Genomic DNA, 23969 nt, shown 5'->3' on the forward strand with positions numbered 1-23969 from the left:
TCACATGACAGCAATTCGTACAAATTGGCAAAATATCCGACAATATATTTGGTTGATTGGTGGATTGCTGTGCCTTGTTGTTGCATTTGTTTTTTGGATTGCAACGGATACCAAAGAGCTGGTCACAGTTGCCAATCCGATTGAAGAATCACAGGTACAGATTCAACCTGAAAAAGTCGCTGCAACTGCACATTTAGGTGCGTTGATGGATGAAGTCCGTCCACTTGAAATGACTACACGTATGGTTGCAGCAGGCAGTCATGATCCTGAGTTTCGAGGTACTAAGTTTTTTCAAGACAATAAGAAAAATTGGACTGTAGAACTTTTTAAAACTTCCGATGAAGATGTTATTCGTAGTTTCTTACAGAAACAAATCGATCGTAAAAATTTTATTTATTTCCGTTTAAGTGGTGAGCACCAAACAGAACAATATGTTTTGGCTTATGGTTTGTTTAAAGGTAATGATCAAGCTAAAACGCAATTACAGCAGTTAGGTTTTAATTTACCTGCTTCCATACATCCGCAACCTGTACAGTTTGAAAAATATTTATCATTGGTGAATGATTTGGGTTCAGATGAAATGGCAAGTGCGAATAAATTATATGAGGTCAGACTTAAATCTGCGCCACTTCCTGTAGTAGATGAAACACTATTAGCGCAAGCGAAGTCTGCATTGGCTGCTGTAACAGGTTCAGCGACGACAGGTACAACAACGACAAAAACCACGATTACTCGACGTGATGCTTCTGGGAATGTTTTGGATGTGCAAAATTCTCAGTCTACGGCAACAGCACCAAATGTGCCCAAAGAAAGTTCATCAGATAAGAAAGTTACTGAGAAAAAACCGAATGATCATGAGGTCAGTGATCCATTTAATTAATTTTGTCCAGATTTGGGTTGTTCTTTGTTCTAAAATGGAGCGAAATGAGTTATATAAATATAAGATTGCACAATAATAGTGCTTTTTATAAGAGTTAGAATTTCATTATTTTAAACTGATGTCATAAATTCTCTATATTTTAGTTGTTTGGTGAGAATAAATATAAGTTGGCATATTTTTTGCTTTATTGTTGCGCTAATTGAGTTGATTGTCCCTATTTTGGCGCGAACTGATTTGGTTAGTGAGCGATTTTGGTCTATTGAGATGCTTTATTTCAGTGCGGAACTGGTAAAACAATTTTGCAATTAAAGTAAAAAACAGACTGGTATACGATGCTGACTAAGTGTATTACTTGGTCTAAGAAATACTGATAAATCGTAATTGAGAGTTTGAATGTTTTTCGCCCTTATGGGCCTATGTAAAAGAAGGGTACGCTATGCACATGCCATCGCCTAACACTGTAGCTCCCGCTCAAGGTTTATACCAACCGGATGAGTTTAAAGATAACTGTGGTTTCGGCTTGATCGCCCATATGCAGGGTGATGCAAGTCATGACTTAGTCAAGACCGCGATTCATAGTTTAAGTTGTATGACGCACCGTGGTGGTATTGCTGCAGATGGCAAAACCGGGGATGGTTGTGGTCTACTCTTGGCTATGCCAAAAGCATTTTTCCGTGAAGAAGCAAAAAAAATTAGTGACATTACGCTGAGTGAAATTTTTGCTGTCGGTACTGTATTTTTAAATTTAGATCCTGCTTTAGCTGCACACGCAAAACAAACGTTGACCAAAGAAATAGAAGAAGAAGGTTGTCGTGTAATTGGCTGGCGTGTTGTCCCAACCAATAATGGAGCGTTGGGTTCGATTGCAATGCAGTCTTTGCCTGCATTTGAGCAAATTTTTGTTAACTGTCCAATGGGCGTGACTGAGGTTGAATTCAACCGTAAGTTATTGATGGCGCGTCGCCGTGCAGAAGAAAAATTAACAGCTGATCCGTATTTCTATGTCACTACATTGTCTTCGAATGTGATCAGTTATAAAGGTTTGATGATGCCTGCATACATTGCAGAATTCTATTTAGACCTTGCTGATGAACGTTTGGATTCACATATTGTGGTGTTCCATCAACGTTTCTCAACCAACACTTTACCACGTTGGCCATTAGCACAACCGTTCCGTTATTTGGCGCACAATGGTGAAATTAACACCATCACTGCAAACCGTAACTGGGCTGTCGCACGTACTCCAAAATTCGAAAACCCATTATTGCCAGGTATTACTGAGCTGAATCCGATTGTGAACCGTACAGGTTCTGATTCATCAAGTATGGATAATATGCTTGAGCTTTTAGCATGTGGTGGTATGGATTTATTCCGTGCCTTGCGTATGCTCGTGCCGCCTGCTTGGCAAAACGTTGAGACTTTAGATGCGGACTTACGTGCATTCTATGAGTTTAACTCGAAACATATGGAAGCATGGGATGGCCCAGCGGGTCTTGTGATCCAAGATGGTCGTCATGCAATCTGTATGCTAGATCGTAATGGTTTACGTCCTGCACGTTGGGTCATTACTAAAAATGGTTACATCACACTTGCATCAGAAATTGGTGTGTGGGGATATGAGCCTGAAGATGTAGTCTCTAAAGGACGTGTTGGACCTGGGCAAATCCTCGTGATCGATACGCACACAGGTAAAATGCTCGACACGAAAGATGTGAGTAATCACCTGAAAAAAATGCGTCCATACCGTGAATGGTTACGTGAAAATTCAGTACGTGTTCAAGGTAGCCCAGAACTTGAAGAATATTTATGTGAACAAGGCCTAAAAGGTGATGACCTAAAAGCTGCACAAAAAATGTTTATGGTGACATTTGAAGAGCGTGATCAACTGCTTCGTCCAATCGCGGAAAGCGGTCAAGAAGCTGTAGGTTCGATGGGTGATGATACGCCAATGGCGGTATTGTCTCGTCAAGTACGTCATGTGACTGATTATTTCCGTCAACAGTTTGCGCAAGTAACCAATCCACCAATTGACCCATTACGTGAATCTATTGTGATGTCATTGGAAACATGTTTTGGTCGTGAACAAAATGTATTTGAACAAGGTCCTGAACATGCCGATCGTTTGATTGTTTCAAGCCCTGTATTGTCAAACTCTAAAATGCATCAAATTCGTACCTGCGGTCGTAAAGGGTATGAAATTGCTGATCTTGATTTGAATTATCCTGAAGTGGAAGGTCTTGAGGCTGCGATTGCACGTATTTGTGAAGAAGCAGCGCAAGCAGTACGCGATGGTAAAACATTATTGGTGATTTCTGATCGTAAGATTCGCCAAGGCTTCTTACCTGCTAATGCTGCTATGGTGACAGGCGCTATCCACCATCACTTGATCAATGCTGGCTTGCGTACAGATGCTAACATCATTGTCGAAACGGCACTTGCTCGTGATCCCCACCAATTTGCTGTGATCTTAGGTTTTGGTGCAACTGCAATTTATCCATACCTTGCTTATGATGTGATCAATGATTTGATTGCGAAAGGTGAGCTGTTGGGCGACCCAATTCATGCACAGGCCAATTTCCGTAAAGGGATTGATAAAGGCTTACTCAAAGTTCTTTCGAAAATGGGTATTTCTACGGTTGCTTCATACCGTGGCGGTCAGTTATTCGAAGCTGTCGGTTTGTCTGATGAAGTGGTTGCTAAATGCTTTACAGGTGTGCCAAGTCGTATTAAAGGTGCAACATTCGCTGACCTTGAAAATGATCAGAAAAAATTAGCTGAACTTGCGTGGAAATCTCGTAAGCCAATCGAACAAGGCGGTTTGCTGAAATTTGTATTTGATAAGGAATACCACGCATTTAACCCAGACGTAATTAATGCTCTACATAAAGCTGTACGTTCTGGTAACTATGCTGACTTTAAAGAATATGCGCAGCTTGTAAATACTCGTCCGATTGCAACGATCCGTGACTTATTGAAATTGAAAACTGAAAACTCAATTCCATTAGAGTCTGTTGAATCAGTTGAAGAAATCTTACCGCGTTTTGACTCTGCGGGTATGTCTTTGGGTGCATTATCACCTGAAGCACATGAAGCGATTGCCATTGCGATGAACACGATTGGCGGACGTTCAAACTCTGGTGAGGGTGGTGAAGATCCTGCACGTTATGGCACAATCCGTAACTCTAAAATCAAACAAATTGCATCAGGTCGTTTCGGTGTAACGCCTGCGTATTTAACTTCTGCTGAAGTGTTGCAGATTAAAGTAGCGCAAGGTGCAAAACCTGGTGAGGGTGGTCAGTTACCTGGTGGTAAAGTGAATGGCTTAATTGCACGTTTACGTTACTCTGTACCAGGTGTGACTTTGATTTCTCCACCGCCACACCATGATATTTATTCAATCGAAGATTTATCACAATTGATTTTTGACTTAAAACAAGTCAATCCTCAAGCGATGGTTTCTGTGAAACTAGTTTCTGAGCCAGGTGTAGGAACAATTGCTGCAGGTGTTGCCAAAGCTTATGCTGACTTCATTACCATTTCAGGTTATGACGGTGGTACAGCGGCTTCGCCATTATCGTCAATTCACCATGCAGGTTCTCCATGGGAATTGGGTCTTTCAGAAGCGCACCAAGCACTTCGTGTCAATGATCTTCGTGGTAAAGTTCGTGTACAAACCGATGGTGGTTTAAAAACAGGTTTAGACGTTGTTAAAGCAGCCATTCTTGGTGCAGAAAGCTTTGGTTTCGGTTCTACGCCAATGATTGCTTTAGGTTGTAAATATTTACGTATTTGCCACTTAAACAACTGTGCGACAGGTGTTGCAACGCAACAAGATCATTTACGTCAGGAACACTATATTGGTGAACCTGAAATGTTGATCAACTTCTTCCATTTTATTGCGGAAGAAACCCGTGAATGGTTAGCAGCATTGGGTGTGTCATCATTAAAAGACTTGATTGGTCGTACTGATCTACTTGAAATGTTGCCAGGTGAAACAGAAAAACATGCGCATTTAGACTTGAGTGCTTTGTTGGAATCACATCCATCTGCGGAAGGTAAGGCGCAATATTGCCAAGTACAAGGCAATGAGCCATTCGATAAAGGTATTCTTGCAGAGAAAATGGTGGCGGAAATGTTACCTGCGATCGAAGCAAGTACGGGTGGTGAATTCTACTTCACTATTGGTAACTGTGACCGTTCAATTGGTGCACGTGTTTCGGGTGAAATTGCAAAACGTTATGGCAACCTCAGCATGGAAGAACATCCAGTTGTGGTGAACTTGACGGGTACAGCTGGTCAATCCTTGGGTGTTTGGAATGCGGGTGGTTTGCATATCAAACTCGAAGGTGATGCTAACGATTACGTGGGCAAAGGTATGGCGGGTGGTCGCGTATCGATCTTCCCTCCAAAAGGTTCGCCTTTCCAAACTCAAGAAACTGCGATCATTGGTAACACATGTTTATATGGTGCGACTGGTGGTAAACTCTTTGCGGCAGGTACGGCAGGAGAACGTTTCGCAGTGCGTAACTCAGGCGCATTTGCTGTAATCGAGGGTGCAGGCGATCATTGTTGTGAATACATGACAGGTGGTATCGTGACTGTACTGGGTAAAGTGGGTCATAACTTCGGTGCAGGGATGACAGGTGGTTTTGCCTATGTTCTTGACTTAGATAATGACTTTGTCGATTACTATAACCACGAATTGATTGAATTAAACCGTATTTCTACAGAAGCGATGGAAGAACACAAAGAGTTCCTACTTCGTATCTTAGATGAACATATTGCTGAAACAGGTAGTGCTTGGGCGTATAAGATCCGCAATGAGTTTGATTTCTATAGCCGTAAATTCTGGCTAGTGAAACCAAAAGCAGCCAATTTGCAAACGCTTTTGAAAACAACTAAAGCAGATCCACAATAATTCCACTACTCAAATTTTAGGTAGGTGTGGATAACTTAGAAGATATACACAACAGAAGTGTATGAAAAGTTATCCACGCTCACCCACGGAGAGAGACATGGCAGAGCGCCTAAATAATGACTTTCAATTTCTGGATGTAGCACGCCAAGATCCAGAGAAAAAAGATATTAATGTCCGCAAAGCAGAGTTTGTGGAAATTTATAAACCTTTTACAGCGGAAGTGGCAGCAAATCAGACCCACCGTTGTTTAGGTTGTGGTAACCCGTATTGTGAATGGAAATGTCCTGTACATAACTACATTCCAAACTGGTTAAAGCTGATTGCAGAAGGTCGTATTTTTCAAGCAGCAGAACTTTGTCACCAAACCAATACTTTGCCTGAAGTCTGTGGTCGCGTTTGCCCACAAGACCGTTTATGTGAAGGTGCATGTACTCTAAATGATGGTTTTGGTGCTGTAACCATTGGTAATGCAGAAAAATATATCAATGATACAGCATTTGCTTTGGGCTGGCGTCCAGACATGTCACATGTCAAATGGACAGATAAAAAAGTTGCAATCATTGGTGCAGGACCTGCAGGCTTAGGTTGTGCAGACATCCTTGTGCGTAATGGTGTGAAGCCCGTTGTATTTGATAAACGTCCTGAAATTGGTGGTCTTCTAACATTCGGTATTCCAGAATTTAAAATGGAAAAAGATGTAATGAAACGCCGCCGTGAAATTTTCACTGGTATGGGCGTTGAATTCCGTTTAAACACTGAAATTGGTACAGATATCACCATTGATCAACTCCTTACAGACTACGATGCTGTGTTCATGGGTATGGGAACATACACTTATATGAAAGGCGGTTTTGCGGGTGAAGATCTAGATGGTGTTGTTGATGCACTTGATTTCTTGATTGCCAATGTCAACCGTACTCAAGGATGGGAAAAAGACCCATCAGAATACATCAGTGTTGAAGGTAAAAAAGTCATCGTGTTAGGTGGTGGTGATACTGCAATGGACTGTAACCGTACCTCGATTCGTCAAGGCGCTGAGTCTGTAACATGTGCGTATCGTCGTGATGAAGAAAACATGCCAGGCTCACGCCGTGAAGTGAAAAATGCACGTGAAGAAGGTGTTGAATTCCAATTCAATCGTCAGCCGATCGAAATCGTGGGTGAAAACGGCAAAGTTACAGGTGTGAAATTTGTAACCACTCAATTGAGTGAGCCAGATAGCCGCGGTCGTCGTAGTCCTGAACCAATTCCAGGTTCTGAAGAAATTCTACCTGCTGATTCAGTATTGCTTGCATTTGGTTTCCGCACATCACCAGCAGATTGGTTTGCAGGTGCGAACATTAACCTTGATGGTTCTGGTCGCGTATTGGCTGCTGAAAAGCAACAATATAAATTCCAAACATCGAATCCAAAAATCTTTGCGGGCGGTGACATGGTTCGTGGTTCTGACTTGGTTGTTACAGCAATCTGGGAAGGGCGTGAAGCTGCAGAAGGTATTTTGGATTACCTTGACGTTTGATTGGACGATAACGTTTAAATTCCAAAGACCCATTTCCAAAACCCGCAGCAATGCGGGTTTTGTTTTATCGGATGTTTGTAGGTTTTAGTGACAAAATGTGAATTATTTTACTTGTTTGGATAGGTTGCTAAGATATTAATAAATAATGGTTATTATGAAAATATTGACAACAATGAGATATAATTGATGTGGCTGAATTGACAATGTGAGCATTTTCGCCATTCTGTGATTTATTCTGCAATATACAAAAAAATTGAATCTGCCAAGATAGAATAGATTTCAGACAAATGTAGGATAAGACCGATGTCTACAGTTCAAGTGACGGCAGAAAAAAAATCATATTTAAACCGTCCTAAAGCCATTGGCATTAAAGTTCGTAAACCAGACTTTAATCCTAAAAAAATTCGCAGACATTTCTTTGCCAATTCACCTGTGATGTCACATTTACTCACAGCACTGTCTTCGACATTTCCAATTGGCGAACAGTTCTTTGTTCATAGTGTAAGAAATGTACGTGAAAAAATTACCGATGAAAAATTGCAAGCTCAGATTGCGGCTTTTATTGGGCAAGAAGCGATGCACTCCAAAGCTCATACTGAGTTTAATGATGCTTGGCGTCGTGATGATTATAATTTAGATAGTTTCCAAGCTTGGTTGGGACGTCGTGATGCATTTATTAAAAGTGTGCATCCGAAATTGCAACTAGCAGTAACAGCTGCTTTTGAGCATTTTACCGCTTTGCTTGGTGGTTATATTCTGCGTAATCCAGAAGTATTGCAGACCTTAGATGAGGATGCGATTAAGCTCTGGGTTTGGCATGCGATCGAAGAAATTGAGCATCGTTCAGTGGCTTTTGATGTGTATCAAGCGTTGTATAAAGATGATCGTACGCGTCGTACAGTCATGCGTAATGTGACGACTGGTTTTGCGAGTTTAACTTTCTATTCTGCATCACGTCTGTTCATGCAGGACTGGAAAAAAAGCTTACCGAAAATTCCACAAAATATTTTTGGAATTTATATGATTTCAAAAATGTTGATTTCACTGATTCCTGAATATCTATCTTATTACAAAGCTGATTTTCATCCTGATGAAATTGATTATTCAAAAATTGTCGCATACTGGAAAGAGCGTTTAGCGGATGAATATGGTATGGAAAGTTTCCAAGAAGATGTTCATCCTCAATTGTACAGCTAATTGATTTTCTGTAAAAAAGCCAATGTTGATCATTGGCTTTTCTATTGGGAAATAGATTTTATTCCGCTTTATTGTTCAAGCGTTCATGAATACTTTCTAAAGTATCCACCATCGTACGGGTCATTTGATCAATTTCGTAATTCAACTTTCCGCCGATTTGTGCATTTTTAAATGTAGTCAATCGAAGCGTTTCTGGAATTAAATCCACTGAGATTTCATTGGTCTTACGATCAACTCGATTGACGGTCAAACTACAGCCTTGTAAGCCAATAAAACCTTTTTTAAAGAAATATTTGATATTGTCGTCAGGGATTACAAGATCGATATGCACGGTTTCACCCGTATGTACCACATCTTTAATGCTTGCCATGCCTTCGATATGACCAAACAGATTATGTCCACCATTTTCCATCCCCGCTTTAATGGAACGCTCGATATTGACTTCATCTCCAATGTTTAAAAAACCCAATGTTGTTAATGAAGTGGTGAAAGCACCCACATCAAAAGACACCATATTTAAAACAGGATCGTAGCCTGTCGCAGTTAAACACGTACCATCAATAGCAACACTGGCACCAATAAAAATATCATCAAAAAAATGATTTTCATTGGAGATGTATAAGGTCGTGAAATTGTCACCTTGTTGAATATTGACAACTTTTTCTAAGCCTTGAACGATGCCTGTGTACATGTTGATACTCTTTATTTGGGGAGCGACTATTGTAACGATTTAAAAGTAAAGACAGAGTCTCAGTATAAATTAAATCTCATCTTTAAATTGTTTGATGACCTTTTGGCGTTGCCATGGTAATGGTCGATTAATCGCTTCAGGTACATCACCTGAGGTTGAACGTAAACGCAAATGAATCGCAGCTTGTGCAATCAGATTTGCAGATACAGGTGCTGTGATAAATGCGAGTAGTGTAATCAAAATCTCAGCAAAACCAAGCCGATGATTAAATGCTGCATAAATCATCCCAGCAATTAAAAAACTACCTAAACCCAAAGTACTTGACTTAGTAGGTGCGTGTAATCGCATAAACAAATCGGGTAGTTTGACCATGCCGATACCACCGACCAATGTGAAAAATGCACCGACGATCAAAAAGAAAGAAACCAAAATTTCCATGAGGAGCTGCATATTATTTCCCATGTTGATTCTCCATGATAGTTCTCCTTAATCGATTACATGACCCGTTGTGAAATAACGGGCAAGTGCAGCGGTAGAGACGAAACCAAGCATTGCAACCAGTAAAGCACCTTCAAACATATTGGTACTCGCCCAATAAATTGCAAGGATAACGATTAAACAGGTGGCATTTAAAAACAAAGTATCGAGTGCCAACAAGCGATCAACAATCGAGGGTCCCATGACAAGACGAATTAAACACAATAGCATGGAGATGGTGACAGCAAGTAAACAAAGACCTAAAACATAAGGAAGAATGATCATGTGTTATCTCCTTGCTGAACATCAAAAATTTCAATCAATGGTACTTCGTAGCGTTGTTTAATCGCTTCAATTTCAGCATCTGGGTCACTACAACTTAAGGCATGTACAAGGATGTCACCACGTTCTTGGTCAATCCCAGCACTGACGGTTCCTGGAGTTGTGGTGATGATCATCGCGAGTAAAGTGTTCACATGTTCATGGTCAGTTTCCAATGGAACACGAAACCACTTCGGCTCTAAGTTTTTGGTTGAGCCGAGTACTTGTTTTGCCACTCTAACATTTGAAATGATAATGTCCCATAGCACCACAAAGAATAGTTTTATTGCAATATTCCAATGAATATTCGGCGTATTTACAATAAACGGTTGTATCAGTTTAGGAATGATTAAGCCTAGAATAATCGCAACAACAATATCAAATAATGCTGCGCTGTGATTCAACATTAACCAACTCATCGCCACAATGACTGAAACAAATGGATGCGGTACCATCCGAGCGAATAAAGAATTTTTTTGCATTTATTGCTCCATTGGTTTGAGTTGATCATTTTCAACTTGCTGTTGTTGCTCTTGCCCTTGGATCTGACGCTTTTTATATTCAGAAATATGCTCACCCTTTAAAGTCTCGGGGCTAATCAGATACGGAATATAATGTGCATTTGGATCTACCATTTCACCATTATATTTAGTTTCAGGGACATAGTTTGGATCGAATGGTTCAACGCTAATGACCTGACCATGCTCATCTGTTTTTAAAATACTGTGTTGATACAATGGTGCATCTGTGATTTGAGCAGCTGTTTTTTCAACATAGCTTAAAATAGGTGCGGCATAGGCAACATAAGCGATCAATCCAGCAAGTAATAAATAAATGGTTTTATCATTACGAGCAGGGGCTTGATTCGGCAATTGTTGATAGGTAATAAACGCTTCTTCTTCTGGGTTGCTTTCAGGTGTTGTTGCTCTCCAAAACAGGATAAAACCAGCACGTGTAAATGCAATGATACTCAATAAACTCACAATGAGAATAATCACAATAATCGTGATTTGAAAAGTATGATTGGCAGTTGCTTGCAGAAGTAGAACCTTGCCTAAGAACCCACTAAATGGGGGTAGACCTGCCATCATTAGCGCAATTGAAAAGAATGCAATAGAAATGGCTTTCTCTTGCTTCATTTTTGGTGCAACTTTTAAATGATCTTTAAACGCCCCACGTTGAGAAGTGATCCAGCCACACAATAAATAGAATGACGCTGCGATAATGGTACTGTGGACTAAGTAATATAAGCCCGCTGCCCAAGCTTGCGTATTTGATAGTGAGATCGCAACTAAGATAGTGCCTATTGAAGACAGTACCATGAATCCAACAAAGCGTCTTAAACGCTCTGAAGCCAATGCTCCAATGGCGCCATAAAGTGAGGTGAGTAAGCCGATCGGGAGTAACCAGGTGTTTAACAGCGATTGCCCAAGCGCATCATTAAATACCGTACCATTGACACGTAAAATTGCATAAATCCCAACTTTGGTCATGATGGTAAATATTGTTGCAACAGGCGTGGTCGCCACAGCATAGGTTTTTGGAAGCCAAAAACCGACTGGTAACATCGCAGCTTTAATACCAAATACAACGAAGAGCAGTAATCCACCTGCAATTGCCAAACGATGTTGATCATTTTCCAGTGTTGGTAAGATACGTGCAACGTCAGCCATATTTAAGCTACCGACACTGCCATAGATCATGCCAAGCCCAATCAGGAACAGCGCAGAAGCCAATAGGTTAATGGTGACGTAATGAATACCAAGTTGAAAGCGAGCTTTACCTTGTGCATGCAATAACAGTACATAGGATGCCATTAACAATATTTCGAAGAAAACGAATAGGTTAAATAAATCGCCTGTAAGGAACGCACCACATAGCCCCATTAATAATAAATGGAACATCGCATGGAAATATCGCCCACGCTCATCCCATTCTTTACTAGCAAACCATAAAATCGGTGCAGCAAGGGCATAAGTTAGCACAAGCATCAGCGCAGAAAGGCGGTCTAAGACCATTACAATGCCAAAAGGCGCTGTCCATTCACTGAGTTGGTAAACAAAGATTTTTCCAGTATTGGCTTGAATCAAATAGCTGATCGCAGTGGCTAATCCCAGTAATACGGAAATTAAACTGATGCCTCTACGCCACGGCTGACGCCAATCCTGTTTTAAAGAACCTGAACCTGGATTGCCCAATAAAATCAGCACAAAACCTGTGAATGCAGGAATTAATATACTGAAAATTGGAGAATGAGCGGACCAAAAATTTAAAAAACTGCTCATTATGGCTCATCCTCACGCGGGTCAAAGTTACTCTGTTCTTCTTTGGCATCGACATGGTCAGTACCCGACTCAAAACGACTGCGTAGTGCCAATTGCACAATAAAAGCTGTGGTGGCAAAACCAATCACAATTGCAGTCAGTACCAAAGCCTGTGGAAGGGGATCGGTGACTTTATGTGCTTGGGTGAGTATCGCTGGTGAATTGGTTTGTAGTCTTCCCATTGCAAAAAGAAAGATATTCACCGCATAGCCGATCATGGCTAAACCTAAAACTACAGGGAAGGTACGTGCACGTAAAATCAAATAAATACCCGTGGCAACCAATAATCCAATCCCAGTTGCAATTAAAAACTCTAAACTGATCATGAATTACTCCTTTGGTACAGGACCCGACATACTTGAATGTCGAGAGTCGCCAAGAACAGAAATGAGCAACATGGTTGCACCAACCACTGTGCCATATACACCTAAATCAAATGCAGCTGCTGACGCAAAGTGGAAGGTGTCAAACAGACTCGATTCCATATAAACATGCGCACTGGTCAAGAATGGACGACCCCAAAGCCATGCAGCAACACCTGTTAAGCCTGCAATAATCAATCCTAAACCGATCCAAACTTCATATAAGCGACCGGACTTGGCTTTGAGCATGTGCTCGGCTTGATCTTGTCCAAGTGCAATATATTGAATGATCAATGCCATAGAGGTGATTAAGCCTGCAATAAAACCACCGCCAGGATAATTATGTCCACGTAGGAAAATGAATAAACTCACGACGAGTGCAATCGGCAAAACCCAAGATGCAGTCATACGGAACATCAATGGAGATGGGTTAAAACGGTAACTTAGACCTTCGGTCATGGTTGTACCGTGCGCACGCATACCATCCATTAAACACAGTGCGCCAATTGCAGCGATACCAAGTACGGTGATCTCGCCAAAGGTATCGAAGCCACGGAAGTCTACGAGAATGACATTGACAATATTCGAACCACCACCGAGTGGAAGTGATTGCTGTACAAAGAACCACGAAATTGAATTGTGGTCGCGGGTCATGATCAACCATGCAATCCAGCTGATGCCTAAACCACCGCCAATGGCAATGACAGCATCACGCCAACGTCGTGTACGACTTGATTCATATGGTGTCAGTTGCGGCAGTAGTGACAAGCTCATGAGTAGTAAAACAGTAGTGACCACATCGACTGTGATTTGCGTCAAAGCCAAATCAGGTGCAGATAAGGTCACAAAAATCATGGTGACCACTAAACCTACCGCACCACTGATTAAGATGGCTTTGATACGCTCATGATGAAACCACAACATCATCCAACATGCTGAGAAGAGGAGTAACCATAGGACAATTGCAACGAGTGGCGCGTGTGTCAGTTCTCGCGTACCTGTTGTAATATTTTGACCAATAAATGGTGTTGCAATCAATACAACACTAAACACTAAAATCCACAATAAATAGTTCTGCAAAGAACCTGTTTCAGTTTTCTTTTTAATTTTGCGCGAAATGAGTAATAGATTTTTGAGGAAATCTTCAAAAAGCAATTTACCTTGCAAACGTCCTAAACTTGGGTCTAGGTCGATTTCACGAATACGTCCGCCTTTGGCTAAGGCAAAGTAGAAAATCACACCACCGACTAATGCAATCGCACTCATCAATAAAGGCAGGTTAAACCCATGCCAAATGGCTAAATGTACACCTTCAAATTGCGGAAGTTGCGTCGTTGCTTTGGTTCCTGCATTGACAATATTTTCTACCAAGAGTGCAGGAAGTAGTCCCACTAAAATACATAATATTGCCAACAATATTGCAGGCGCACGCATACCAATGTGCGGCTCATGAGCATCTTTATTTGGAACATCACGACCCACATCACCATCAAAGAATACGCCGTGAACCAAGCGAACAGAGTAGGCAACAGCAAATAACCCCGCCAATGTCGCAACGATTGCTGCTAAAACAACATAAGCACTCGATAAATTTGCCAACAGTTCAGTAAAGAACATTTCTTTGGATAAGAAACCATTGGTCAAAGGAACGCCTGCCATTGCTGCAGCAGTAATCATTGTCAATGTTGCTGTGAATGGAAGAAGTTGCCATAATCCACTGAGTTTTCTTAAATCACGCGTACCAGATTCATGGTCAATAATCCCCGCAATCATGAACAATGCTGCTTTGAATGTGGCATGGTTAATGATGTGGAAAATTGCCGCAGCAACAGCGAGCGGAGAGCCGATTCCAAGCAAACACATGATCAGACCAAGATGACTGATCGTTGAATAAGCCAATAGACCTTTTAAATCTTCTTTAAAGATGGCAAAAAAAGCGGCCATACATAATGTGAAAAGACCAATCGTGGTCACAAGATTATGAAATAGTGCAGAGCCGACAAAAATAGGAAGCAAACGGGCAACAAGGAAAATCCCTGCTTTTACCATCGTTGCAGAGTGCAAATATGCTGAAACAGGCGTTGGTGCTGCCATCGCATTAGGTAACCAAAAATGGAACGGGAATTGCGCACTTTTGGTAAAAGCACCTAATAAAATCAGTAATAAAGCAGGAACAAATAAGGCACTATTTTGAACATGTTGCGCCATACCTGTGAGTTGATCAATTTGATACGTTCCCGCAATTTGCCCCAATAGAATAAAGCCACCGAGCATGGCTAAACCACCCATTCCTGTAATGGTGAGCGCCATACGTGAGCCTCTTTGGGCCGCATCGTAATTGCTCCAATATCCGACCAAAAGGAATGAGGAAATACTGGTGAGTTCCCAAAAAACTAACAAAATAATTAAGTTATTCGACAGCGAAATACCCAACATAGCTGCCATGAACAACATCAATAAAGTATAGAGTTTGCTGAGAGAGTTTTTAGGACTGAGATAGTAATACGCATAGATATAAATCAGCGTACCGATGCCTGTAATCAGCAACGAAAAGATTAAGCTCAATGCATCTAAGCGGAAGCTTAAATCAATTCCAACTTGAGGTAGCCATTGCCAGTGCTCTAAGATGGATTGACCATTCAATACAGGTTTGGCTTGAGTCAGGAGCAGGATGAAACTGCTTAAACTGACTCCAATTGCCCCTAAAGCTGTAATTCCTCGCGAGAATTGTTTTAGCCAGAGGACAAGGGTTGTGCCAAGTATTAACGGAAGTAGGATAATAATCGGTAGCACACGGATATCCATTGTCTTGAATAGGTTGTAAAACCTATGTGAATTTTATCTTTCAAGGATTTGAGGAGTGCAAAGAACAGTCCAATAACTTAAATCTTGAAAGCCGAATTAAATTAATAAGTAAAAAACAGTTGTGTTGCGCAACTTGAGAAAACGATTAGAAAATCAATTTAGATTGATAAAATCGAATCAAAATCGACATTTTCATCTTATTACATGAACAGAATAACATCAATTTATTTTGTCTTTTTTTACGCAAACATTGTGAATTATACGCGCTATCGCACGGTTATATTGTTTGAAAAATATTCATGAAGGGCGTGGTGTGAGGATTAGGATGAAAGGAGGGGAATATAAATGGTGGAATCTCAGTTGTTGAGATTTCACCATATGAGAAAAGATTTGTGAGAGCTGTGCTAGCTAAGTTGATTTAACTCGCAAGCGCCACTTCGATTCCTTGTCGCATATTTTGAAGATCAGATTGAGTATTCTGCTCAATTTTGGCAAATGCTTTTGGTAAAATACGCCGTGCAATTTTATTAACACGTTTTTCTAACCAGTTCGGCATCGCAATCGCTAATGGATTGGTTTCAGTCACTGAAGCATCCGTCATGACACGTGTACCCATGATGTAATCAAACCACGGCTTGGTCACACACCAGTTGGCATTTTGATTACTGGTCATGTGATGATCATAATGCCATGGGATTCTTTTCTTTGCATATTCAGGGTCTAGATGCGACTTGGCATGAACTTTCCAATAATTCCAAATGCCATAATACAGACCAGCAGTGAAAAAGGGTGCAATTGGCAATAATGGTGTAGCAGCAACAGATAACGCAATCAATGCTGTTTTTTCATTATAAATTTCAGCATTTTTAAACATCGACTCAGCATAGCCTTCATCATGAAAAGCATTTAAACGAGCACGTTTATGATGTGCGATATGGGTGAAAAAAGGGCTATTGCGATATTTTGTTGGAAATTCATGTAACCAAACTTTATGAAAATACCACTCCATGCCATTGGCAACAAATAAACCCATTGGAAAACCTAGCATAATAACACCGTTTCATATCTTTAATTTTTATCAAGTTTAAGCAAATATTTATTTATTCTTTTGACTGAAATGACATGAAAATTTCTGCCTAATTTGTCAAATAAAGCGATTAAAGACTTCTATTTAGGTGCTTTATTTACGTGTTATTCATTTTCCTTTGTCGATAGGCTGTAGGTGTTTCACCTGTCCATTTTTTGAAAGCTCTTGAAAATGCTGAAGGTTCTGAAAAGCCTGTGAGATAAACGATTTGATCGATATTTTCTTGAGTATAGGCTAAAAGTTTACGGGACAACTTTTCACGATAATTGGCTAAAATTTTTTCATAACTGCTGTTAATTAACTGTAAATCCGCACGCAATGTTCTTGGATTTTTTTGCAGTAGTTCTGCAATGTATTCTTGATCAAATTGCCCAGATTCGAGTACACCACTCGCCAGTATTTTTTCTATCTCATCAATCAACTGGTGTTTTTCTAAAATTTCTAATTGCTGTTCTGCAATATTCTCATGAATCTTTAATAAATCGGGTTCTGCGGCTGGAGATGGCAGATTGAGAATGTCCGAATCAAAGCAAAGTCGCCCTTGTAGATGACCAAACTCAATAGGACATTGCCATTGATGTTCGTATTCTTTGGCATCAATGTCTTTAGAATAGGGGAGCTGGATGTGATTGACTCGAAATTTTCCATCAGATATATAACGAAAAAAATTCACTAATATGCTAATTGCACAATCTTGATAGTGTCGGACAGGGTGCTGAAAACCTGTTAGAAAAGCATGTTCATTATTCTTTTGTAATTCAAGATGAAATGCACTACTCAACACCTTTTGATATTTGAGTGTACGTTCAAGTCCCTCACCAAAGGTTGAGCTACTCAAAAATAAATATTCAATCACTTGCCCACGAAAAGTAGGCATGTTCACACCGACGTGTAAACCGACATAGGGATCATCACTAATTTTTTCAGCCGCTTGCCAAAAGCGTTGTTGGGTCGAATTTGCACGGCGAATGTTTTTATCAGGTGCTTGATCAGGTAAATGGACGCTTTGGAAAATAGCAGCCGCATCTAAGCCCATGTGTTGCATGGCTTGATAAGTCATCCATAGGAAAATTCCTGCGTCACTACTTTTTGTATCAATCATCGACATCAACTGAATTTTTTATAACAAAGATTCTTGTGAAGAAGTGTCATCCCCTGATTGGATGAGCTGTCTTAATTCACTTTGTTGCTCTTTACTTAAATGCTGATATTGTTGAAATAATTTTTGTACATTGACCATTTGCATACTCGGTTCAAGTAGTTCTTGTTCCGAAGTTTCAGCGCTATTTTTCAATAAATTTTCATAAATGTCTTGATATTCTAACCATGTGGAATTGGCTTTGACTTCGTAGAGTTGTTTATTTTCCAGTTTAAAGCATTGATATTCATCTGCTTGATCGAGTAATTCTTCATGGCTCGCCGTAGCAATAATTTGCAAACGTGGAAAAGCTTGATTCAATCGTTCTAAAATCAACTGCAAACCAAACTGATCTAAATCCACATCAATTTGATCAATTAACAAAACTCCATCACCTTCTTCACATGGGAATAAGCTAAGAGGATTGAGTAGGCACATACGGCGTACAAGGTCACCAACAAGTCCGATCCAATTTTTTACCGTGTTGGAAAGTTGTTGATAGCAAAAGCTTTGATTTTTATAGGTCACCATCAACTGTAATTTGGGTTGATATTCTAGGAAAATATCAGTCACCTCTGGAATCACAATATTCAAGGCTTTTTTGAGCGCTTGTAAGCTAGGTGCATGGAGTTGTGAACGTGCATGAAACAAGATATTTTGTAAGCTTTCTACAGATGTTGGTTCTTGTTTTTGCGCTAATATACTTTGAAACAGTTGCGCTGTTTGCGCATTTTCAATATCACAAATTTCTCTGAACCATTCAAAAAAACGAGCAAAAGTCGTATATGGAATTGGCACAAGTTCATAAGCATTGTGCGGATATAGAACAGCTGGGTTATTTTTGCTGAGTACATTGATTTCATTGACAAAGCGTTCAGCAGGATAATAGGCAATCAGTGGAAAGCCTTGGATAGGATCATTTTTAATTGCTTGGTTATATAGCCCAACCACTTGTTCTAATTGTTGTAATTCAACTTTGCTGATACCGACTCCACTACTGTTGAGAGTTTTATAGAGTTGCCAATCACAGCGATTGAGATCTTTTTCAGCAGTTGTTTCACTTTCAGGTAATTTTCCAATTTCACTCGGAAAGCTGATTTGAACATCTATTTTGGATTGTACCCGATCTGTCATGATGTCTTGGTCGGACATGACGACACCTGGGGTACGTAAATCCTTAAGGCGTGCAGGGAACCATGTCAGCGCTTGGTACATATTTTTAATGATTGCTGTTTTACCACTGGCTTGATCACCTACAATCAGTGTAATAGGCTTATTTTTATAATCAAAATTTATTTTTAAATCGGCAAAATGATATGTGTGCCGAAACTGAATTGCTTCTAATTTCATAGGATACCTATAAATCGAATGACAACGACGCTTATGCCGTTGCTTTATTTTTTAAGGGTGCTTTGACTTTCAATTGTTGTACGAGGTCATAGATATGGTGGATATTTAAGCTGACTTTGGCGCGGGTACATGCCACATATAATAGTCTTAATTCTTCATCACTGATTTTATGCTCTAAACCATTTATTTTAAATTGGTAATCATCTTCGATATGGACACGGTTCCACTCCAAGCCTTTGGCTTTATGTGCAGTAGAGATCACATAATCAGCTTGCTCTATCGGGGTGATTTTAGCAAGTGCTTTTTTGAGTGGTTCTGTACCATGATCATCGACCAATTTCACTAAAGGTTTGATATCACTACCATCATTGGTTTCACAGTACTCATGCACATCATGCCAAGAGTTAAACCAAGCCAGTTCAGGAACATCGACCACACGCTTACCTTGTTTGAGCAAACTGGCTGCATCGACAAAGCGATTGAGTTTGACATGATCGGCTTGCAAACTGACTTTGTCACCTTGTACTAAACCTGAAAGGAGGAGTTCCATTGCGCGGGCATTGGTTCGGCACAAAATTGCATCGCGCATTTTGGTATGGGGTTTATTCACTACACTCGATTTCATATCTGGATTGCCCAATAAAGGGACAGTTTCATCAAGTGCGCTTAATAGGTTGTTTGCAACATCAGCAATGGCATCGCCAAAACGGAATGAAGTTGTAAGTCTTGATTCAGGCAGTGGCATTTGTTGCATCGCATTCACCGCACCACGCCATGCATAAATTTGTTGATGGGCATCGCCGACATAGATCACTTGGGTATTTCTTTGACGCAGTAAAATACCGAGCATGAGTGGGTCGGCATCTTGGGCTTCATCAAATAGCACATAGTCAGCAGGAATAAACGGATCTGACAATGCCCACAATTTTAAATAAATATCGTGTCCAATCCCTGCTTGGTGATTCGGATCAATCGATTCTAACCAACGTCTTTCAACAGATTTATATAAATGGGTCTGTAAACTTTCCACATCATCAGGGTGTAACCAACTCGGTGCTTGGATATGGCGAGGAGCAGGATACTGGGAACTGGTGGAACAGAAATAACTGACTGCATTTGCGACCAAACTGGCTAAACGACTTGGCATCAGCACATATTTTTCATAGCGTCCGCCCATCAAGCGTCTAAGCGTAATGGGTTCTAGGCGATATTCTTTGGCAATAAAACTTGGGCTTAAACGAGGCAATCTTAATTTGTCAGTAACACCACGCGGTACGCTACGAAATGCCAAGGAGTGAAAGGTACGACAATTTACATTTTGGTGAAATTTATTCTGTGCTTCAGATGCAATTGCCTTATTAAATGCCAAATACATGCCACGTCGTTCAGGCATTGCATCACTGATCAACTGAAGTGTGGTCGTTTTACCTGTCCCAGCATAGGCAATCACTTTAAAGGATTGTCCCTTTTTTGCTTCTGCAATGGCAAAATTTTGTTCATGAGTCGGGCTAAAAGAATGAGGCACAGTATTTATAAAATCTTATTCAGTTGAAAATTTAATCGAGCCAGAAGTATAGCAAAGTTTACTAAGCGCTTGGGTTAAATCTCTTTAGGAAATGACAGCAACAAAGCTCTCCAATAAAATTTGATACATTAGAATGAGAATCAAAGTATTGCTTAGTACTTCATATTTATCATGATATGAATTTTTTAAGTTTTTGTCTTGAAAGTGACTTAAAAGTGAAACGAAATTGTCATAACAGATTTTTACACTCAAGCAGGGAAAAATTCTAAAATATTGTGGAAATATTATGACAAATTCAGCCAACCAACACACACGTCGTGAAGTCCTTACATGGTTAGCCAGCATTCCTTTTCTTCCGCTTGGGGCAATGGCAACATCTGCGACATTAGCAGGATGCAATGACAGTAATGACACTACAACACCAGTGGTTAATCCTGCTAAATTAAAAACAGCAACATTTACACCAATGGCTGCTCCAACCACAGTTGCTGTGATGGCGACGACAGCTTGTACATCTAAACTTTCAATCAGTTGGGATGATGGCAGTAAAACTGAATATCAATTGGGTTATAAGCCATTCTTCCTGACAGGTACCAAAGTACCTGATGGTAAAGGTGGTCAAATCATTGCGGGTGGTTATTATGATATTAAAAATCAACCGATTATCGATAAGTCTGTTACAGGTAAAGAACGTCAATTCTTCTCTGACTGCCCAGATGGTAGTTCTCTAATTAGCTTCAAACAAGCAACTGGTAAAGATTTTACGGATGCAGATAAAAAGACATTGGGTGTAAAAGGTAACCCTGTTTTTCACGTCGTACAATTTGAATATTTGTCTAAAGATCAAGCAGGTGGAGATACGTATGGAAAGTTATCTTCTCCAATCGCAGTGCTAACCCTAGATCAAGATCCTAAAACTGGTCATTTATCACTGATTAAATACCATAATGTAGATACGTCAAATGCGCATGGTCTTTGGATTACTTGTGGTGCGAGTCTTTCACCATGGGGCACACATCTTTCGAGTGAAGAATATGAACCAGATGCATTTGATCAAAAATTAGGTCAATCATTATCGACACTCAAAGCATTTAGTAAAAATATATATGGTGATGAAACTTCTGCAAATCCATATAACTATGGTCATTTACCAGAAATCACAGTGAAAGCAGATGGTACCGGTTCAGTGAAAAAGCATTATTGTCTAGGTCGTATTTCACATGAGTTGGTACAAGTCTTTGCAGATAATCGTACAGTGCTTATGGGGGATGACTATACCAATGGTGGCTTATTCATGTTTATTGCGGATAAAGAAAAGGATTTATCTGCGGGAACTTTGTATGTTGCAAAATTCATTACACAATTGACGGATACTACAGCTGGTAAGATTTCATGGATTAAGCTTGGTCACGCGACCAGTGCAGAGATTGAGAATCTGATCAAAAGTGGCATTAAAGCAACAGATATTTTTGAATCAGTTTTACAAGTTGTTAAATATCCAACCGATGCAACTCCTGCTGAAAAATCTGCAATTGATGCGGCTAATCCGACAACAGAGCAAAAAGCTTTGGCAGATGCGGCAAAAGCACGTTTAAAAACACAACAAGCAACACAAAAAGCAGATTTAGAAGCGCAAGGCTTTAAATTTACTTATTTAAGTAAAACAGGTGTCTATCTTAAATTGAAAGACACGAGTGATAAGACTAAGCTTGCAGCAGCATTCCTTGAGACTCACCGCTATGCAGCATTTGTTGGTGCTTCTATGGCACTCACCAAAAATGAAGGCACCACAGTGAATGTTGCGGATAAAAAAGCGTATTCAGCTTTAGCAAACATTGTGGATTCAATGGTTGAAGGTGGTAGTGGTTATCTCGCTGAACACAATGTGAAGTTCCCGAAAATTACGGCAGGCGGAATTTTAGAACATAAGTTAACAGGTGGTCAGAAAGACAATACCAATACCGTAATTAACAGTGAGTGGGTACCTAGCGAATCCAGTTTATTATTACGTGGCGTCGATATTAGTTTTGATGGTTTTGGTAATACAGCTGACCCTGAAAAAATTGCGAGTCCTGACAATTTAAAATACTCAGAGAAACTTCGTACTTTATTTATCGGTGAAGATTCTGGTAACCATATCAATAATTACCTTTGGGCGTATAACGTTGATACGAAAAAATTAGATCGTATTTTATCTGCCCCAGCGGGTGCTGAATCTACAGGTTTACATGCTGTGGATGAGGTCAATGGTTGGACATATATCATGAGCAACTTCCAGCATCCTGGTGATGAGTGGAATCGTTTCTACAAAGACAATGCAGATGGTTCTCGTAGTGGCTTAACAACAAGCTTACTTGCGGAATTAGATGCAGCAATTAATACAAACTATAACAATAAGTTTGCTGCAGCAGTCGGTTATATTACTGCTGATCCTGTTGCACCTTCTGTAGAAAAGAAATCTTCTTAATATAGATTAAGAACATAAAAAATCCCGTGCAATTGCACGGGATTTTTATTTCAAATGAATCAAAATTAATGATCGCGATTGGCTTTTTCAACCAAGCCTGAAAGTCCCTGACGACGAGCCAATTCATTTAAAACCAACTGCACATCAAGGTCGAAATAACCCAACATCACAATGGTATGGAACCATATATCAGCCACTTCGTAGATTAAATCGTTTTTATTGTCTTCATTGGCATGTGCTTGATATTCTTTGGCTGCAATCACAGTTTCAAAACTTTCTTCACCGACTTTTTCCAGGATTTTGTTTAAGCCTTTGTGATAAAGCTTGGCAACATAAGATGATTCAGGATCGGCAGATTTACGTTCAGCCATCATTTTGCCTAAGTAATCCAAGACTTCAACTTGTTCAGATTGTGCATTTGAAGCATTCATTGCAAGGGTATGTGGATTGGTTGAAGCCTTTTCGCCATAAATTGCATTCGGATCTTTAAGTTGAGCATCGACAATTTCCCAACCATTTGGTGTGAGTTTGCGATAGAAACAAGACTCACGACCTGTATGACAAGCAATGCCACCTTCTTGTTCGATTTGTAATACGATCACATCTGCATCGCAGTCTAAGCGGATTTCATAAACGGTTTGAAAATGTCCAGACTCTTCGCCTTTGAACCACAATTTATTACGTGAACGTGAGAAATATACGCCACGCATTTTTTCAGCAGTGAGTTGCAGTGCTTCACGGTTCATCCATGCCACCATCAAAATACGCCCTGTTTGATGATGTTGTGCAATAGCAGGAATAAGTCCTTGTTCGTTAAATTTTACTTCATCGAGCCATTGCAAGTTGTTCATAGGATTTCACCAAGTTATTCATTTAAAAGGTTTGAGCGCTACGTTGACATCGTAGAG

At 40.1% G+C, this 23969-nt stretch carries 17 protein-coding genes; 5 read left to right on the plus strand and 12 right to left on the minus strand.

Annotation, left to right across the window (positions count from 1 at the left end; translation table 11 throughout):
* Positions 1 to 4 precede the first annotated feature (4 nt).
* The 4 genes from EXE10_RS01285 (at position 5) to EXE10_RS01300 (ending at position 8514) form a co-directional block, all read left to right on the plus strand.
* Complete coding sequence (locus EXE10_RS01285) at positions 5 to 880, plus strand: hypothetical protein (protein ID WP_130112089.1); 876 nt, start codon at positions 5 to 7, stop codon at positions 878 to 880.
* A 442-nt stretch (positions 881 to 1322) separates the two neighbouring features.
* A complete protein-coding gene (gltB, locus tag EXE10_RS01290; RefSeq protein ID WP_171478479.1) occupies positions 1323 to 5798 on the plus strand; it encodes a glutamate synthase large subunit in 4476 nt (1491 codons plus the stop codon).
* 97 nt (positions 5799 to 5895) lie between these two features.
* Positions 5896 to 7317, plus strand: coding sequence for an FAD-dependent oxidoreductase (locus EXE10_RS01295; protein WP_068975066.1), 1422 nt, complete (start codon positions 5896 to 5898; stop codon positions 7315 to 7317).
* A 303-nt stretch (positions 7318 to 7620) separates the two neighbouring features.
* Positions 7621 to 8514, plus strand: a complete 894-nt coding sequence (locus tag EXE10_RS01300) for a metal-dependent hydrolase (RefSeq protein WP_130112091.1) — start codon at positions 7621 to 7623, stop codon at positions 8512 to 8514.
* Positions 8515 to 8572: 58 nt separating this feature from the next.
* Here EXE10_RS01300 and EXE10_RS01305 read toward each other — a convergent pair whose 3' ends face one another.
* The 11 genes from EXE10_RS01305 to EXE10_RS01355 form a co-directional block, all read right to left on the minus strand.
* A complete protein-coding gene (locus EXE10_RS01305; protein ID WP_130112092.1) occupies positions 8573 to 9205 on the minus strand; it encodes a riboflavin synthase subunit alpha in 633 nt (210 codons plus the stop codon).
* A 69-nt stretch (positions 9206 to 9274) separates the two neighbouring features.
* Complete coding sequence (locus tag EXE10_RS01310; protein ID WP_068975123.1) at positions 9275 to 9655, minus strand: Na+/H+ antiporter subunit G; 381 nt, start codon at positions 9653 to 9655, stop codon at positions 9275 to 9277.
* A gap of 36 nt (positions 9656 to 9691) precedes the next feature.
* Positions 9692 to 9967 (minus strand): monovalent cation/H+ antiporter subunit F, encoded by a 276-nt coding sequence (locus EXE10_RS01315; protein ID WP_068975069.1) that lies wholly within the window; start codon positions 9965 to 9967, stop codon positions 9692 to 9694.
* Positions 9964 to 10485 (minus strand): Na+/H+ antiporter subunit E, encoded by a 522-nt coding sequence (locus EXE10_RS01320; protein ID WP_130112093.1) that lies wholly within the window; start codon positions 10483 to 10485, stop codon positions 9964 to 9966. Before EXE10_RS01320 ends, EXE10_RS01315 begins: the two co-directional genes overlap by 4 nt.
* Positions 10486 to 12288 (minus strand): monovalent cation/H+ antiporter subunit D, encoded by a 1803-nt coding sequence (locus EXE10_RS01325; RefSeq protein WP_130112094.1) that lies wholly within the window; start codon positions 12286 to 12288, stop codon positions 10486 to 10488.
* On the minus strand, positions 12288 to 12653 hold the full coding sequence (locus EXE10_RS01330) for a Na+/H+ antiporter subunit C (RefSeq protein ID WP_068975072.1): 366 nt from the start codon (positions 12651 to 12653) through the stop codon (positions 12288 to 12290). The genes EXE10_RS01325 and EXE10_RS01330 overlap by 1 nt, the downstream gene beginning before the upstream one ends.
* Before the next feature lie 3 nt (positions 12654 to 12656).
* Positions 12657 to 15494 (minus strand): monovalent cation/H+ antiporter subunit A, encoded by a 2838-nt coding sequence (locus tag EXE10_RS01335; RefSeq protein ID WP_130112095.1) that lies wholly within the window; start codon positions 15492 to 15494, stop codon positions 12657 to 12659.
* A 418-nt stretch (positions 15495 to 15912) separates the two neighbouring features.
* The gene (locus EXE10_RS01340) at positions 15913 to 16542 is read right to left on the minus strand and encodes a sterol desaturase family protein (RefSeq protein WP_068975074.1); all 630 of its coding nucleotides are present in this window, start codon (positions 16540 to 16542) and stop codon (positions 15913 to 15915) included.
* 136 nt (positions 16543 to 16678) lie between these two features.
* The gene (locus tag EXE10_RS01345; protein WP_130112096.1) at positions 16679 to 17683 is read right to left on the minus strand and encodes an AraC family transcriptional regulator; all 1005 of its coding nucleotides are present in this window, start codon (positions 17681 to 17683) and stop codon (positions 16679 to 16681) included.
* Between the two features lie 18 nt (positions 17684 to 17701).
* The gene (locus tag EXE10_RS01350; protein WP_130112097.1) at positions 17702 to 19069 is read right to left on the minus strand and encodes an ATP-binding protein; all 1368 of its coding nucleotides are present in this window, start codon (positions 19067 to 19069) and stop codon (positions 17702 to 17704) included.
* Between the two features lie 31 nt (positions 19070 to 19100).
* Positions 19101 to 20594, minus strand: a complete 1494-nt coding sequence (locus tag EXE10_RS01355; protein ID WP_130112098.1) for a UvrD-helicase domain-containing protein — start codon at positions 20592 to 20594, stop codon at positions 19101 to 19103.
* Positions 20595 to 20880: 286 nt separating this feature from the next.
* On the opposite strand from EXE10_RS01355, the gene EXE10_RS01360 reads away from it, so the two are divergent.
* Positions 20881 to 23061: a PhoX family protein gene (locus EXE10_RS01360; protein WP_130112099.1), complete on the plus strand. Its 2181-nt coding sequence runs from the start codon at positions 20881 to 20883 to the stop codon at positions 23059 to 23061.
* Positions 23062 to 23126: 65 nt separating this feature from the next.
* Here EXE10_RS01360 and hisIE read toward each other — a convergent pair whose 3' ends face one another.
* Complete coding sequence (hisIE, locus tag EXE10_RS01365; RefSeq protein WP_130112100.1) at positions 23127 to 23912, minus strand: bifunctional phosphoribosyl-AMP cyclohydrolase/phosphoribosyl-ATP diphosphatase HisIE; 786 nt, start codon at positions 23910 to 23912, stop codon at positions 23127 to 23129.
* Positions 23913 to 23969 lie beyond the last annotated feature (57 nt).

The organism is Acinetobacter sp. WCHAc060033 (assembly GCF_004209125.1).
GTDB lineage: Bacteria > Pseudomonadota > Gammaproteobacteria > Pseudomonadales > Moraxellaceae > Acinetobacter > Acinetobacter wuhouensis.